At 57.1% G+C, this 14563-nt stretch carries 16 protein-coding genes, 1 tRNA gene and 1 other RNA gene; 10 read left to right on the top strand and 8 right to left on the bottom strand.

All coding sequences use genetic code 11. The features are described 5' to 3' along the window. Window positions 1–124 precede the first annotated feature (124 nt). From HPY65_10360 to HPY65_10405, 10 genes are all read left to right on the top strand, one after another. Window positions 125–1789, top strand: a complete 1665-nt coding sequence (locus tag HPY65_10360) for an arginine--tRNA ligase (GenBank protein ID NPU84880.1) — start codon at window positions 125–127, stop codon at window positions 1787–1789. 556 nt (window positions 1790–2345) lie between these two features. Next, on the top strand, window positions 2346–2666 hold the full coding sequence (locus HPY65_10365; protein NPU84881.1) for an SPOR domain-containing protein: 321 nt from the start codon (window positions 2346–2348) through the stop codon (window positions 2664–2666). 115 nt (window positions 2667–2781) lie between these two features. Then, window positions 2782–4122: a signal recognition particle protein gene (ffh, locus tag HPY65_10370; GenBank protein NPU84882.1), complete on the top strand. Its 1341-nt coding sequence runs from the start codon at window positions 2782–2784 to the stop codon at window positions 4120–4122. Window positions 4123–4192: 70 nt separating this feature from the next. Continuing rightward, on the top strand, window positions 4193–4444 hold the full coding sequence (gene rpsP / locus HPY65_10375) for a 30S ribosomal protein S16 (protein ID NPU84883.1): 252 nt from the start codon (window positions 4193–4195) through the stop codon (window positions 4442–4444). A 156-nt stretch (window positions 4445–4600) separates the two neighbouring features. After that, window positions 4601–4831, top strand: coding sequence for a KH domain-containing protein (locus HPY65_10380; protein ID NPU84884.1), 231 nt, complete (start codon window positions 4601–4603; stop codon window positions 4829–4831). A 3-nt stretch (window positions 4832–4834) separates the two neighbouring features. Next, a complete protein-coding gene (rimM, locus tag HPY65_10385) occupies window positions 4835–5335 on the top strand; it encodes a 16S rRNA processing protein RimM (GenBank protein NPU84885.1) in 501 nt (166 codons plus the stop codon). Window positions 5336–5341: 6 nt separating this feature from the next. Next, window positions 5342–6091: a tRNA (guanosine(37)-N1)-methyltransferase TrmD gene (gene trmD, locus HPY65_10390; protein NPU84886.1), complete on the top strand. Its 750-nt coding sequence runs from the start codon at window positions 5342–5344 to the stop codon at window positions 6089–6091. A gap of 111 nt (window positions 6092–6202) precedes the next feature. Then, complete coding sequence (rplS, locus tag HPY65_10395; GenBank protein NPU84887.1) at window positions 6203–6550, top strand: 50S ribosomal protein L19; 348 nt, start codon at window positions 6203–6205, stop codon at window positions 6548–6550. Window positions 6551–6623: 73 nt separating this feature from the next. Further along, entirely contained in the window at window positions 6624–7250 is a 627-nt protein-coding gene (locus HPY65_10400) for a ribonuclease HII (protein NPU84888.1), read from the top strand. Next, window positions 7247–7636 (top strand): YraN family protein, encoded by a 390-nt coding sequence (locus HPY65_10405; protein ID NPU84889.1) that lies wholly within the window; start codon window positions 7247–7249, stop codon window positions 7634–7636. The genes HPY65_10400 and HPY65_10405 overlap by 4 nt, the downstream gene beginning before the upstream one ends. 4 nt (window positions 7637–7640) lie before the next feature. Here HPY65_10405 and rnpB read toward each other — a convergent pair. From rnpB to hisA, 8 genes are all read right to left on the bottom strand, one after another. After that, window positions 7641–8012: RNase P RNA component class A (gene rnpB / locus HPY65_10410), an RNA gene on the bottom strand. An 85-nt stretch (window positions 8013–8097) separates the two neighbouring features. Beyond that, window positions 8098–8841 (bottom strand): hypothetical protein, encoded by a 744-nt coding sequence (locus HPY65_10415; GenBank protein ID NPU84890.1) that lies wholly within the window; start codon window positions 8839–8841, stop codon window positions 8098–8100. 202 nt (window positions 8842–9043) lie between these two features. Then, window positions 9044–9119, bottom strand: a tRNA-Ile gene (locus HPY65_10420). Window positions 9120–9220: 101 nt separating this feature from the next. Continuing rightward, complete coding sequence (rpoD, locus tag HPY65_10425; protein ID NPU84891.1) at window positions 9221–10978, bottom strand: RNA polymerase sigma factor RpoD; 1758 nt, start codon at window positions 10976–10978, stop codon at window positions 9221–9223. A gap of 52 nt (window positions 10979–11030) precedes the next feature. Then, a complete protein-coding gene (locus HPY65_10430; GenBank protein NPU84892.1) occupies window positions 11031–12803 on the bottom strand; it encodes a DNA primase in 1773 nt (590 codons plus the stop codon). 128 nt (window positions 12804–12931) lie between these two features. Then, a complete protein-coding gene (locus HPY65_10435; GenBank protein NPU84893.1) occupies window positions 12932–13378 on the bottom strand; it encodes a GatB/YqeY domain-containing protein in 447 nt (148 codons plus the stop codon). Between the two features lie 71 nt (window positions 13379–13449). Continuing rightward, window positions 13450–13794 carry a histidine triad nucleotide-binding protein gene (locus HPY65_10440; protein NPU84894.1) on the bottom strand — a complete coding sequence of 115 codons (345 nt, stop codon included), beginning with the start codon at window positions 13792–13794 and terminating at the stop codon, window positions 13450–13452. A 4-nt stretch (window positions 13795–13798) separates the two neighbouring features. Next, on the bottom strand, window positions 13799–14554 hold the full coding sequence (gene hisA, locus HPY65_10445) for a 1-(5-phosphoribosyl)-5-[(5-phosphoribosylamino)methylideneamino]imidazole-4-carboxamide isomerase (protein ID NPU84895.1): 756 nt from the start codon (window positions 14552–14554) through the stop codon (window positions 13799–13801). Window positions 14555–14563 lie beyond the last annotated feature (9 nt).

Here is a 14563-nt window from a genome sequence, read left to right on the forward strand (position 1 = left end):
TGCGTGTGTCGGAGTTCGAAGCGCGGATCCAAGCCGATGAGGTTCTGAACCGATGTTTATGAAAAGGTTGGCCCCGTGCCAACCTTTTTGCTGTCCTGCAGAAAGAAATTCCGGCAAGTTTATTATGAAGCGAACACTCCAGAATATGCTGTCCGAAGCCTTGGCAGCGTCCTTCCGGGAAGGGCTCCTGCCGTCCTGTGATATTCCCGCGCTTGAAGTGGACTGGACCAAGGATCCCGTTCACGGGGACTACGCATCCAATGCGGCCATGGTTCTCGCATCCCGTCTGAAGAGAAAACCGCGCCAGATCGCAGAGATCCTCGTAGCGAAACTCGGCGATTCCAAAGGAGTGATCCAGAAGATGGAAATCGCCGGTCCCGGCTTCATCAACTTTTTCATCGAGCCGGACCGCTGGTATCGAATGCTGGGGGAAGTGGAGGAGCGGGGCGAACGGTACGGGATGTCGGACATAGGCCGGAACCGGAGGGTGCAGATCGAGTTTGTCAGCGCCAATCCGACGGGTCCCCTGCACATCGGCCACGCCCGCGGAGCCGTAGTCGGGGACGTCATCGCCAACATCCTTGCCGCAACGGGGCACTCGGTTTTCCGCGAGTATTACATCAACGACGCGGGCAACCAGATGAACAACCTGGGACGCTCCGTTTATTACCGCTATCTTCAGCTTCTGGGAGAAGCCGTCGAGTTTCCGGAAAACGGCTATCAGGGAGACTACATTGCCGAACTGGCCCGGGAAATACTGGCGCGGGACGGTGATCGCCACCGGGTCCTGGGGGAACAGGAAGCCGTGCCGGTTCTATCCACCGATGCCGGAGGCGAGATCCTCGAGGGGATCAAGGACGATCTGAAAGCTTTCGGCGTGGTCTTCGACCTTTATTTCAGTGAGCAGGAACTCTACAAGGATGACGGCGTTGCGAAGCTTCTCGAGGATTTGAAACAGAAAGATTTCATCTACGAGGAGGAAGGGACGCTCTGGTTCCGGACGACCGCATTCGGGGACGAAAAAGACCGGGTTGTTGTCCGCCAGAACGGCGAACCGACCTATTTCGCTGCGGATATCGCCTATCACCGGAACAAGTTCGCCCGGGGATTCGAAACGGTCATCGACATCTGGGGTGCCGATCACCACGGATACATTCCCCGGATGATGGCCGGTGTCCAGGCCCTCGGTCACGAGCGAGAAGCCCTGCAGGTCATCCTTGTGCAGCTTGTCAGTTTGCTCCGGGACGGAAAACCGGTGGCCATGTCCACACGTGCCGGTGAATTTGTTACGCTCCGGCAGGTTGTGGACGAAGTGGGGAAGGATGCGGCCCGCTATAATTTTCTCATGCGCCGTTCCGACAGCCATCTGGATTTCGACCTGGAGGTGGCGAAGCGCCAGTCCAACGAGAACCCCGTTTATTATGTTCAGTACGCCCACGCCCGGATCTGCAGCATCTTCCGGATGGCGGCGGAACGGGGTTTCGCCAGACCCGACCGGCGGGATGTGGATCCGTCGGTACTGAAGCTGGACGAGGAGATCGCCCTGATCAAGGCCATTGTCCGCTATCCGGAGGTCGTGGAAGCGGCGGCCCTCGCCCTGGAACCGCACCGCCTTACATTTTATCTGAACGATCTGGCAGGCTTGTTCCACAGTTACTACAACCGGAACAAGGTCCTTTCCGAGGACGGCCCCCTGAGCATGGCACGGCTCTTTCTGGCCGGCTGCATCCAGACGGTGCTCCGCAACGGATTGGGTCTGCTCGGCGTCACGGCGCCGGAGGCGATGTAAAATCCCGTTTTGTGCCGGGAACGGCGGGGAGATCGACGGAATGCCCTCCAGGAACGAAAAGCGATTCGAATTCCGGTTGGGAAGACGGGGATTGCTGCTCTTTGCTGCGGGTATGTCGGCTCTGGTCTTCGCCTCCTTCTGGGTTGGGCTGCAGATGGGCAGGAATATGGAAACTCCGGCGATGCAGATGAGCCGGATGGCGCCGCCGCTGGTCGGAACCGAAAAAGGAAATCTGCCCACGCCGGGCCCTGCCAAGGTCGTTGAAACACCGGCAGTGGGAGGGGAGAAGGCAGCAACGGCGGCTGCGGCCCCCGGCGTTGCCCCGGCGCCTCAAACGGCATCTTCCGGGACGGGTTCTCCCGTGCCGTTGAAACAGGCTGAGACGAAGCCGGCGCCCGTACCTTCCAGTGCATCCGCTTCCGGAACGGTACCTCTTCCGGATGGTGCGGCTGCGCAGAAAGCAACGGCTCCTCCGGCCGCCGGAGCGGTCGGGCGTGCACCGGCAGGCGAAAGAGACGCGAAAGCAGGGAAGTCGGCGCCGTCCGTTCAGGCTTCGGTGGCAGCCACTCGCGGAGTGGAGACGGCGGTTGCACCTCCAAAGAAGACAGCCGAACCGGCAAAAGGAGCAGGGACAGCCAAAGAATCCTTCATCCTGCAGGTTGCCTCTTACAAGGAAAAGGTGAAGGCGGAAGAGACGGCCAAAAAACTGGGCTCCATGGGATTCAGGCCGCGGATTCAGGCGGTCGATCTGCCGGCAAAGGGACGCTGGTTCCGCATTGTCGTTGGAGGATTCGAGTCCCGGGATGCCGCTCAAAAGGCGGCGGATAAGATATCCAAGAAACTCAAGGGCATCAATTGTATCGTTCGCAAAGTATGATGGTTTTGGATCGAAGAGATGGAATCCCCCCGGGGAAGCCCTGCGGCATATGCTGGACCCACGACGTGCCCTCCGGGGCCGGGGGACGGAAGACGCCCGACGAAGGTTGAAGATCATGTTCGAGAACCTGACTGAAAAACTGGAAGGAATTTTTAAAAAGCTCAGGGGCCATGGCGTACTGACGGAAGAGAACATCCAGGACGCTATGAAGGAAATCCGGATGGCGCTTCTCGAGGCGGACGTGAATTTCCGGGTCGTCCGTGATTTTGTCGAGGACGTCCGTACCAGGGCAGTCGGCCAGCACGTCCTGGAAAGCCTGTCGCCGGGGCAGCAGGTCGTCAAGATCGTCCATGAGCGTCTCGTGGAACTCATGGGCGGAACGGGCAGCGCAATGCGGTTCGGGAACCGTATCCCAACGCCCGTCATGATGGTGGGTCTTCAGGGATGCGGAAAAACGACAACATCCGTGAAGCTGGCCCGTATCCTGGCGGCCCAGGGGAAGCGGGTGTCCCTCGTTTCCGCCGACGTCTATCGGCCCGCCGCCATTGAACAGCTGCGGGTGCTGACCGAATCCATCGGCGCAGGCTTCCACCGGGCTGATGATTTGAAAGATCCCGTAAAGATCTGTCTGAATGCTGTCGATGAGGCCCGCTCGAAAGGGTACGAAGTCCTGATTATCGACACCGCCGGCCGTCTTCACATTGATGAAGCCATGATGGACGAACTGCGGCGCATCAAGGAAGCCGTGCTTCCAGCGGAGATCCTCTTCGTGGCCGATGCGATGACCGGCCAGGAAGCAGTGAATGTGGCAGCGAAATTTAACGAGAGCCTCGGCATCGACGGCGTCATCATGACGAAGATGGACGGGGATGCCAGGGGTGGCGCCGCCCTCTCGCTGCGTGCGGTGATCGGGAAACCCATAAAATTCGTCGGTGTCGGAGAGAAGGTGGACGCGCTCGAGCCGTTCCATCCGGAGCGGATGGCCTCCCGGATCCTCGGAATGGGAGATATCCTGACCCTGGTGGAGAAGGCCCAGACGGCGGTCGACCAGAAAAAGGCCATCGAACTGGAACGGAAAATCCGCAAAAACGAGTTCACCCTCGAGGATTTTCGGGACCAGTTGTCGCAGATCCGGAAGATGGGATCGCTGCAGGACATTCTGGGCATGATCCCCGGCCTTGGGCGGGTGAAAGCCATGAAGGATACAATGCCGGACGAAAAGGAGCTTGTCCGGATCTCCGCCATCATTGATTCAATGACCCGCCAGGAGCGGGCGAATTACCTCATCATCGACGGCTCCAGGCGCAAGAGGATCGCCCGGGGAAGCGGGACCTCCGTACAGGATGTGAACCGGCTGTTGAAGAATTACATTGAGATGAGGAAGATCATGAAAAGGATGACCTCCAAGGACGGCATCAAGGCCCTCCGCCGGGGTAATTTTCCCTTTTCATTCTGAAAAAGATATGTTAATCAATCACCCTTTTCGTTAGAAAAACCACTTTCGGAGGAGGTTACAAGCAGATAGAATGGCAACAAAGATCAGACTGGCACGCATGGGAACCCGGAGCAGGCCTTTCTACCGCATCGTGGTAGCCGATTCCGAATTTCCGAGAGACGGAAGATTCATCGAGATTGTCGGCCACTACGACCCCAAAAAAGAGCCGGCGGAAGTAACCTTGAAAGACGAACGCGTCCGGGAATGGCTCTCCAAGGGGGCGAAGCCGACGCTCACTGTTTCCCAGCTGCTGAAAAAAAAGGGAATCCCACTTAAAGGGTAACTTTTGCCCGTCATTTCCGGCCGAACGGCATGTTTCGGGCGCTTCCGACCCACGATCGATCGTGCAAGCAGGAGATCCCAGGCTGCCGGCAGGCAGCCGGTGAGAATCGATATTCGTGACGCTTCAATCTTTGCAGACATCACGGAGGTGGGAACGATGAAGGAGCTCATCAAGTACATGGCGCAGGCTTTGGTGGATCATCCTGATCAGGTGGAAGTGAATGAAATCGTTGGAGAGCAGACCTCGGTGATCGAATTGAGAGTGGCCAAAGAGGATTTGGGGAAGGTTATCGGAAAGCAGGGACGAACCGCCAAGGCGATGCGGGCTATCTTGAGCGCCGCTTCAACGAAAATCCGTAAGAGGACGGTCCTCGAGATCATTGAATGATGCATGAGACTCCTGGAAATCGGACGGATCGTCAAGTATCACGGGTTGAAAGGAGCCTTGAAGGTGCTCTCCTTCCTGGAGGGAAACCGCACCCTGAAAACCATCCATGAAGTTTATATCGGGAAGGAGGCCACCCGTGCCGTTCCTTTCCGGATAAAGTCCGTAGAACCGCTCAAAAGGGCATTTGCACTGACCCTGGAAGGTATTGAGCGGAATGAACAGGCGGAATCCCTTCTGGGGTGCAGCGTCTGGATTCCCGCGGACCGCCTGGAGAAACTTCCGGACGGCGAGTATTACTGGTGGCAGATCATCGGCCTTGAAGTCCGGTCGGAGGAAGGGTGTCGACTGGGCTTCATAGAAGAGATCCTTCCCACGGGAAGCAACGATGTGTATGTCTGCCGGGGGGGCGAGAGGGAGATTTTGCTCCCGGCCATTGCAGACGTGATTCGGGAGATTGACACGGAGAAGGGATTCGTAACCGTTCGAATCCTTGAGGGACTTTGAGCCGCCATGCTCCGCTTCGATATCCTGTCGATTTTCCCGGAGATGTTCCGATCCCCCTTCGATGCCAGCCTTATAGCGAAGGCCAAGGACAAAGGGAGAATCGAGATTCACCTGCACGACATCCGGGATTATGCCGAGGGAAGGCACCGGATGACGGACGATTATCCTTACGGCGGCGGCGGTGGGATGGTCATGAAGGTGGAGCCGGTGGCCCGTGCACTGGAGGCCATCGTTCCGGAGCGGGACGGGACCCTCGTGGTGCTTCTCTCTCCCCAGGGAGAACCGTTGCGGCAGAGGCTGGTCGAGGAACTGGCCTCCTGGCCTCGACTGGTCATGATTTGCGGACATTATGAGGGTGTGGACGAGCGAATCCGGGCCCATCTTGTCGACCGCGAAATCTCCATCGGCGATTATGTCCTGACGGGAGGGGAACTGGCGGCCATGGTCCTCGTGGATGCCGTCGCCCGTCTGGTTCCCGGTGTTCTGGGAAACAGCAATTCACCTGCGGAGGATTCATTTTCCGCCGGGCTTCTCGAACACCCCCAGTATACGAGACCGGAAGACTTTCGGGGGTGGAAGGTCCCGGATGTTTTGCTCTCGGGCCATCACAAGGCCATTGATGGCTGGAGAAAGCGGGAGTCGTTGAGGAGGACATGGAAACGGCGCCGGGATCTCCTAGAATCGTCGCCGCTGACGGAGGAAGAACAGAAGATCCTCAGGAGTCTGATCCTGGAGGATGAAAACAAGAGTCCGTAGTCGTCCATATCCGGTTCCTTCCGGAATGGGATGAAAGAGGAAAAGCGAGCGACGGGCCGATGAAGCAATTTACAGGGGTGGCCTTGTAGGGATAGAAGGAGGCGCTTTGCCATGAATGTATTGGATATTATTGAAAAGGAACAGATGCGGGGAGACATCCCCGAATTCAAGCCCGGCGATACGGTAAAGGTCTATGTCCGGATCGTGGAAGGCCAGAAGCAGCGGATCCAGGCCTTCGAAGGCGTGGTGATCAGGAGAAGGCGCGGAAACAACCGTTCCAGCTTCACCGTCCGGAAGATTTCCTATGGTATCGGAGTTGAACGGACGTTCCCGCTTCATTCCCCCGTGATCGACCGGATCGAGGTAATCAGCCGCGGCAAGGTTCGCCGATCCCGACTTTACTATCTGAGAGAGTTGAGAGGGAAAAAGGCCCGGATCAAGGACGCGAGCAGGACCTGAAACGGCGGGACGGGGGCATCCCATCCCGCGGCGGCAGGATCCCTCACGGGGGATCGTGCCGCCGAAGAGAGCGATGGATCATTTCGAACGCAAGGCTCTTGAGGAGGGTTTTTCCTCCATTGCCGGCGTGGACGAAGCCGGCCGGGGAGCCCTTTGCGGGCCCGTCGTTGCCGCTGCTGTTATTTTTCCTCCCGGATATCGGAATCCCGACATAAAAGATTCAAAACTGCTGCGCCCGCAGGTTCGGGAAACTCTCCATGACCGGATCCACCAGGATGCCCTGGCGGTCGGCATTGGCGTGGTCGAAGCACAAGTGATCGACCGCATCAACATCCTGCAGGCGACATTGGCCGCGATGAAGGATGCCGTGCTCGGACTGTCCCAACAGCCGGATTTTCTTCTCGTAGACGGCCGGAATGCCATTCCCCTTGATTTCAATCAGAAGGTCATTGTCGGTGGAGACCGCCTAAGCGTTTCCGTCGCGGCTGCGTCCATCGTGGCCAAGGTTTCCCGGGATAAAATCATGGAAATCTATCATCATCAATTTCCGCAGTACAATTTTCTCCGGAATAAAGGCTACGGGACGGAAGAACACCGGTATGCCATTCAGGTTTACGGGGCCTCCAAGATTCACCGGAAATCCTTTCACCTGAAGGCAAAGGCCTTTCCCTCTCCCTCTGAACCTCTCCCTTTTTCATGAGGCGCCCATCCGATTCGAAAGCGGCGTCTCTTTCACAAAAAGGCGCCCTCGGAGAAGACCTGGCGGCAGCTCATCTGAAAAAAGCCGGATACGAAATTCTCGTGAGAAATTACAGGTGTGCCGCCGGTGAGATGGATATAATTGCCAGGGACGGCGATGTGCTTGTGTTTGTGGAAGTGAAAACCCGGCGTTCCGGGACCTTCGGAGAGCCGGAAGAGTCCGTGGGGCCGGCAAAGCAGCGGAGACTGACAAGAATATCCCTGCAGTACCTGAATCGGCAGGGGCTTCAGGATGAAAAATGCCGCTTCGATGTCGTATCGGTGAAAATGGAGTCGTCGGGGACCCGGATCGAGATTTTTCGGGATGCCTTTGACGGCCTTTGGTAGGGGGTGCCGGACCAGACCGTAAGCCGAGTTCTGTTCCACACGGCCGTTGCCGGCCGGGTGGCGGTGGTCATTCATCTGGGACGGCAGTTGCCTGCCGCCTCAAGCGACGCTACCCGAGAACTTCGGACGGGCCGCCCTCAAACGTTCTCCTATTCGGTCTTGCTCCGGATGGGGTTTACCAAGCTTTCCCGGTCACCCGGGAAACTGGTGAGCTCTTACCTCGCCTTTTCACCCTTACCTGCATATGCAGGCGGTATCTTTTCTGTGGCACTTTCCTTAGGGTCGCCCCCAGTCGCCGTTAGCGACCATCCTGCCCTGCGGAGCTCGGACTTTCCTCCGTTCCCTCGGGGGGAACGGCGACCACCTGGTCTGCTCCGGCACCTTTTCAAAGATCCCTGCCAATGCCGATTCCAGTTCAGAACACGGCAATTCGGAAAAACTATCCCATCGGGACAACGGAATCAAGCGGCGCGATTGTTTTTCCCGTTATCCCCGTTGCTCTGGTCGTCCCAGTAGAGGATCCTGTTGCAATTGGGGCAGAACCGGATTTCTTCCTCCCTCTGTATTTCATTATATAATTGAGGAGGTAGATTCATCCTGCACCCCTGGCAGACTTCCTTCCAGACGCCGATGACGGCTACTCCGGCATTGACACTGCGAATGGTATCGTACCTTTTGAGGATATCAGGGGGGACCTTCTCTCGCAACGCCTGGCTCTTTTCCTTGGCTGTACGAAGTTCTTCATCGGCGAGAGAGAGTTCCCGGGTTCGCTCTTTCCGCTCCCCCTCGTAGCACGACCGGGCCTGATCGAAGTCTCGCTCGATGTTCTGCACGAGAATGCGGACCCGGTCCATCTCCTCCATTGCCTCGAGGATCTCGTCCTCCACCTGGCTGTTCTTGATTTCCAAGCTTTCGATTTCCTTCAGGATAGCCTCGTACTCCTTGTTGGTTTTGACTTCAAACTGGCGGGCTTTCGCTTTCTTCAGAGAATCCTGGCCTCTGCGCAGAAGCTCTTCTTTTTCCTTGTGCTTTTTTGTTGCTTCCTGAAGTCTTTCCTTCTGCTCTTCCATTTCCGTCCTGGACGCCGTGAATGTTCCGTCCAGCGTTTCTATCAGACCGGGCAGCTGGGTCTTCCGGCCCTGAATTTTCTCGATTGCGGAATCGACTTTCTGCAGATCTCTTAAGAGAGAAAGCAGTTCTTTCAAGGATCATTCCCCTTTCAAACAAAGTATGTGTAAAAAAAAATGCACCGGACCCGGTGCATTGATTTATTCCTGCGGGACGGAGGTTCCCTGTCGGGAACATGCACCGCCGGTGATTGTCGACCGGCCGGTCCGTCCTTTCCTGCCGCTTGCGGATGGAACCGCTGATTTTTGTTTTGGTATCTTCATGGCTTTGAATAAACAATGGTGGGCCCACCTGGGATCGAACCAGGGACCGACCGGTTATGAGCCGGTGGCTCTACCAGTTGAGCTATGGGCCCTTTTTGTATTCCCTGCGCCCGCAAACACGTCTCTTCCCCAAGGTCGATTCGTCTGCCGACGCGTTTGATTGCTATACCCGAAAAGGGTCTCTGTCAATGGTCTATTTCGACACGAGTTTAAGAACCCTCCTCCGGGGCGGGTTGATCATTTTCTTTCCCGAAGACGCAGGTAGCGGACGGGGTGGAGCTTCCCGCCGAGTGGATTCCAGAAGCTCCCGGGTTTCCTCATCGGTGTAGTCCATCCGCTCACTGATACCGAACCGCATCCGGAGGACCTTTTCCTCCCGCGGGGTCAGCGTCGCCAGGATTTTTCTCGTCTGCTCAGCGAGATCCATGCTGATGGTCGCTTCGGAGGGGGACATGATTTTTTTGTCCTCGATAAAATCGCCGAGATGACTGTCCTCCTCTTCCCCGATGGGGGTCTCAAGGGAAATCGGCTCCTTTGCGATTTTCAATACCTTCCGAACCTTCTCCAGCGGGTACTCCATCTTGTTGGCGATTTCCTCGGGAGTAGGTTCCCGTCCCAACTCCTGAACAAGGTATCGGGAAGTTCGGATCAGCTTGTTGATCGTCTCAATCATGTGCACAGGGATACGGATAGTCCTGGCCTGATCCGCAATGGCCCTTGTGATGGCCTGACGGATCCACCATGTGGCGTACGTTGAGAACTTGTAGCCTCGCTGATATTCGAACTTGTCGACGGCCTTCATAAGCCCGATGTTTCCTTCCTGGATCAGATCCAGGAATTGAAGACCCCGGTTCGTGTACTTTTTCGCAATGCTGACCACAAGCCGGAGGTTCGCCTCGACCAGCTTTCTCTTGGCGATCTCCGCATCCATCTCTCCCGTCTCGATCAGGTATACAACCTTCTTCAGCATTGCCGCCGGAAGGCCCGTCGCCAGAGTCACTGCCTTGATCCGCCGGGTTGCTTCCTTGTACTGGTCCTCGCATTCCTTCAACCGCTCCTGCGAGATCCGGAGGCTTTTCGCCACGGCCTTGGCTTCCTTCGGGGATTGACGCAGCCGTGACCAGGTCTTCTCCATCTCCTTGACGGGAAGCCCTGTCCTCTCCTTGCACTGGCGGATCAGCCCATCGGCCTCCTCCACTTCGGCGATGAAGTCCTTGAGCATGGCAACCATTGCATGGGTCTGCCGTTTGCTGAACCGGACCTTGCGGCAGAGACGAACGATGTTCTTATGGTTTTTCTCCAGGTCCTCCCGGAGTTCCTTGCGGATTTCCTCCTCAAGGCCCTTTTCCTTGAGTCGTTTGTGAATCTGGTCATTCTTCCGGTCCACTGTGGCGACCCGTTCGATCAGCTTGACGACTCTCTGCTTGTGAAGGTCTTCCTCGACGAATCCATCCTCGTCCTCGAGATTGTCGATGATGCTCTTGATGCGGATTTCTTCCCGCTTCAGCTTTGCGCCCAGTTCGACAACATATTTCACGCAGCAGTCCACGCTGAAGACCGAGTCCATGACGATCTTGTCGCCTGCCTCGATCTTCTTGGCAATTTCGACCTCCCCCTCACGACTGAGGAGAGAGACCATTCCCATCTCCCGAAGGTACATCTTAACCGGATCGCCGGTTTTCCCGGCAATCGGCATCAGGCTGAGAACATCCTCCTCTTTCGTCTCGAGGGTCTCTTCGGCGGTCTTCTTGACGATCAATTTGTCTCCCTTGTCCGTGTCGATGATATCGATGTTCTTTTCTCCGAAAAGCATGATGATGTCGTCGATCTGGTCGGAGGATACGATATCCGAGGGCAACAGGTCGTTCACATCGTCGTACGTGAGAAAACCCTTTTCCTCGCCAAGGGAAATCAACTTCTTGAATTCGTCGGACTGGATGTCTTTCGCCATGTATTTTTCTCCCTGTTTCTTTCCGGACGTTTAACCGGAGGGACGCTCCCGATCAGGTTCCCTTCGGCAAATTTCTTTCGATGCTCAGCAGTTGTTCTTTTTCTCGAAGCAAGGCTTCGCAGAGAGCCCCGTCTCCCCGTTCCTGGGCGCTGAGTAGATTGCGCCTCAGTTGCTCATGTTGCCTGCGGAACCATTTTCGCCGGATCTGTCCAATGCTGTCCCAGAGAAACCGTTCCACCAGCGATTCGTCCAGCGGTTGTTTCTGAACAAGCATTTTCATGATCTTCTGCCGGATTCCCTCCTCGGGAATCTCCATGGTCAGCGTTGACACATCGAGCCGACCATCCCTGCTGAACGTGTCCACGAGGGTTGCGGCGAATGTTCTCAATGCCCCCGCCTCGAACTGTTCCAGGACTCCGGAGCCGGCCACATCGGGAATCCGGAACGGATACTCCATCATGAGTAGCACAAGATTCAGTTCCAGGGGGTCCGGTTCCGTTCGCGAACTCTTCGGGATTCCCGGTGTGGAGGAATGTTCCCAGGTTCCCACGGCCTTTCCGACCTGTCCTTTCAGCACCGACTGATCAAGACCTGTCTTCTCGGATACCCGTTTCAGCAGCAGGTTCCGTTTGATGGGATCATCAACTTTGGCCAGCATGGCCACAGCTCCCTGCGCTGCTGATCTCCTGGCGGAAATGGTGGTCCCGCTGCCGGCCAGAGTCTCCAGATAATAATCCATAAAGGTCGGGGACCGTTGCACCAGCTCTTCCAGCGCCTCCGCCCCGGAAGAACGGACGAAATCATCCGGATCCGTTCCCTCGGGCAGAAACACGGCCCGGGCCTCCACATCGGCCGTCAGGAACATTTCCAGACTCCGGTCCAGGGCCTTGCGGCCTGCCGGGTCGGAATCGAAGATGACGGCGACGTCTTTTGTATACCGCTTGATCAGGTGAACCTGATCGATCGTCAGGGCTGTTCCCAGGGAGGCCAAGGCATTCCTTACACCTTCGTTCCAGAGGGAGATGACGTCAAAATATCCTTCCACGAGAACGGCATAGCCTTTGCGGCGAATCATCTCCTTGGCCTGCCGGATCCCGAACAGGTTGCGTCCTTTGACGAAGACGGGAGTCTCCGGCGAATTCAAGTATTTCGGTTCCTCGTCGCCGATGACTCGGCCGCCGAAAGCGATCACCCGGCCTGAGGCGTCTTCGATCGGAAACATGATGCGTCCCCGAAACCGATCGTAAAAGCTTCCGTCTTCCCGGGACAGGAGCAGTCCTGCCTGCTGCGCCGTAGTCAGAGGAACGTTTCCTCTCTCCAGGATTTTCCTGAGACCCGTCCAGTCGTTTCTCGCAAAGCCGAGGCGAAAGGCCTTCAGTGTCTCTTCGCGGATCCCCCTCTTCTCCAGGTATCCCCGGGCTTCTTTCCCTCCCGGGCTTTGCAGGTTGCCGGTAAAGTGGGCGGCTGCCTTTTCATTCACGTCCATGATGGCGGCCCGCAGCCCCCTGTTTTCTCCAGGAGGTGCCGGCCTACGGGGGATCTGGATGCCCATTTTCCCGGCCAGATGCCGGAGAGCCTCCGGATAGGTCATGGCATTCATCTTCATCAGGAAGGTGACGGCGTTTCCCCCCTCGCCGCAGCCGAAGCAATGGAAGATCTGTTTTTCCGGATTGACCGTGAAGGAAGGGGTCTTTTCCTTGTGGAACGGACACAGGCCTATGAAGTTCCGACCGGTCTTCCGCAGGGTCACAAAATCCGATACAACCTCCACGATGTCCGCGCGGCTCTTGATCTCCTCCACTTTCTCTTCGGGTATCAAGCCCATGGATGTGTTTCGCCCCTTGCTTGAATCCCTGTTGCCGATCGACCCTCTTCGGCAGGAACCTCTCCTCTGTTCAGTCCGTTACCGGCGCCCGCCCTGCTGACAGAATCACGTTTTCAACAGCCCGTGAGCTAACCTGCCAGCTTGGCCTTGACCAGGTCTCCCACCATTTTCCCGTCCGCCTTGCCGGTGATTCGGGGTATCAGGACTTTCATGACCTTACCCATATCCTTTACGGATGAGGCTCCCGCCTCACCGACCGCTTTTTCGATTTCTGCCTCGATTTCCTCCCGGGAGAGCTGCTGGGGCATGAAGGACTGGATGATTGCCAGCTCCGCTTCCTCCTGGGCCACCAGGTCCGCGCGTCCTCCCTTGGCAAACTGCTCGATCGAGTCTCTCCTCTGTTTTACCATTCCGGAAAGAAGCTGGAGAATCTCCGGTTCGTTCAGTTCGCGTTTAAGGTCGATCTCACGGTTGTGCATGGCCGTCTTGATCAGGCGCAGCGCGGAAAGCCGAACCTTGTCCCTGGCTTTCGCCGCCTGGATCATGTCCTGTTCCACCTGTTTTTTCATTGTCATAGCGCTCACCCATTCCTTATAAAATTGGTTCCCGTTGCCCCCTTTGTCAACAAGGGGCCGGATTTTTGTCTCTACAGATCAGCCACGCGAATCTTTCCGCCTCCCACGACGTGAACATGGAGATGGAAGATCACCTGTCCTCCCTCCTTGTTGCAGTTGATGACGGTTTTGAAACCCCGCTGATCGATGCCCTTGATCCGGGCCACTTCCTGAATCGCATGGACAAGGGGCGGAAGGAGGTTTGTCTTTTCATCCCGGAGGTCCAGGAGTGTGGGAATGTGCTCCTTAGGGACGATGACGACATGAACCGGCGACACCGGGTGAATGTCGTCAAAGGCAAGGACCCGCTCATCTTCATATACCTTGCTGCAGGGGATCGATCCGGCGATGATTTTGCAAAAAATGCAGTCGTCCATGGTTTCACCCTCCTTTCCTTGCTGCGGCAGCGTCTGCCTTGACCGTTTCGGCGATGGCCTCCTCCAGGTTCAGGGCGCCCGTATAAAGCGCCCGGCCCACGATGACGCCCAAAATGCCGGGGCCGCCGGACACCAGCAATCGCTCGATGTCCCTCAACCCCGATACGCCCCCCGAGGCGATGACCGGCAGGCCCGTTGCCTCCGCCAGGGCTCGGGTGGCCTCGACGTTGACGCCCTGCTCCATGCCGTCCCGGTGGATGTCCGTGTAGACGATGGCATGAAGGGCTTCCTGCCGGTACCGGTCCGCCATTTCCACGGCGGTGATGTCGGATTGTTCAGTCCAGCCTTCGACGGAAACCTTCCCGCCGCGGGCGTCGATTCCCAGGATGATCCGCTCCGGATAGCGGCGGCAGGCTTCCCGGACGAAGGATTCGTCCTTCAGAAGGGCGCTTCCCAGGATGACCCACGAAACGCCGGTCTCCAGATAGGAAACAATGGTATCCATGCTGCGAATACCGCCTCCGATCTGAACCGGGAGCCCGGAGGCCTTTACGATGGCCGCCACGGCGTCGCTATTTCTGGGTTGCCCTGCCAGGGAGCCGTCCAAGTCTACCAGATGCAGGCGGGATGCCCCTTTGTCCTTCCACATCCGGGCAACCTGTGCGGGGTCTTCCCCATACACGGTCACCCGCTGGAAGTCGCCCTGGGCCAGCCGGACGCACCGACCGTCCTTGAGGTCAATAGCTGGAATGATGATCAAGAAGAACTC

Source organism: Syntrophaceae bacterium (assembly GCA_013177825.1).
Lineage (GTDB): Bacteria > Desulfobacterota > Syntrophia > Syntrophales > PHBD01 > PHBD01.

Coding starts and splice junctions, on each gene's coding strand:
- HPY65_10360 (NPU84880.1), top strand. CDS start 125: ATGAAGCGAACACTCCAGAATATGCTGTCCGAAGCCTTGGCAGCGTCC.
- ffh (NPU84882.1), top strand. CDS start 2,782: ATGTTCGAGAACCTGACTGAAAAACTGGAAGGAATTTTTAAAAAGCTC.
- rpsP (NPU84883.1), top strand. CDS start 4,193: ATGGCAACAAAGATCAGACTGGCACGCATGGGAACCCGGAGCAGGCCT.
- HPY65_10380 (NPU84884.1), top strand. CDS start 4,601: ATGAAGGAGCTCATCAAGTACATGGCGCAGGCTTTGGTGGATCATCCT.
- rimM (NPU84885.1), top strand. CDS start 4,835: ATGAGACTCCTGGAAATCGGACGGATCGTCAAGTATCACGGGTTGAAA.
- trmD (NPU84886.1), top strand. CDS start 5,342: ATGCTCCGCTTCGATATCCTGTCGATTTTCCCGGAGATGTTCCGATCC.
- rplS (NPU84887.1), top strand. CDS start 6,203: ATGAATGTATTGGATATTATTGAAAAGGAACAGATGCGGGGAGACATC.
- HPY65_10400 (NPU84888.1), top strand. CDS start 6,624: ATGGATCATTTCGAACGCAAGGCTCTTGAGGAGGGTTTTTCCTCCATT.
- HPY65_10405 (NPU84889.1), top strand. CDS start 7,247: ATGAGGCGCCCATCCGATTCGAAAGCGGCGTCTCTTTCACAAAAAGGC.
- rpoD (NPU84891.1), bottom strand. CDS start 10,978: ATGGCGAAAGACATCCAGTCCGACGAATTCAAGAAGTTGATTTCCCTT.
- HPY65_10430 (NPU84892.1), bottom strand. CDS start 12,803: ATGGGCTTGATACCCGAAGAGAAAGTGGAGGAGATCAAGAGCCGCGCG.
- HPY65_10435 (NPU84893.1), bottom strand. CDS start 13,378: ATGACAATGAAAAAACAGGTGGAACAGGACATGATCCAGGCGGCGAAA.
- HPY65_10440 (NPU84894.1), bottom strand. CDS start 13,794: ATGGACGACTGCATTTTTTGCAAAATCATCGCCGGATCGATCCCCTGC.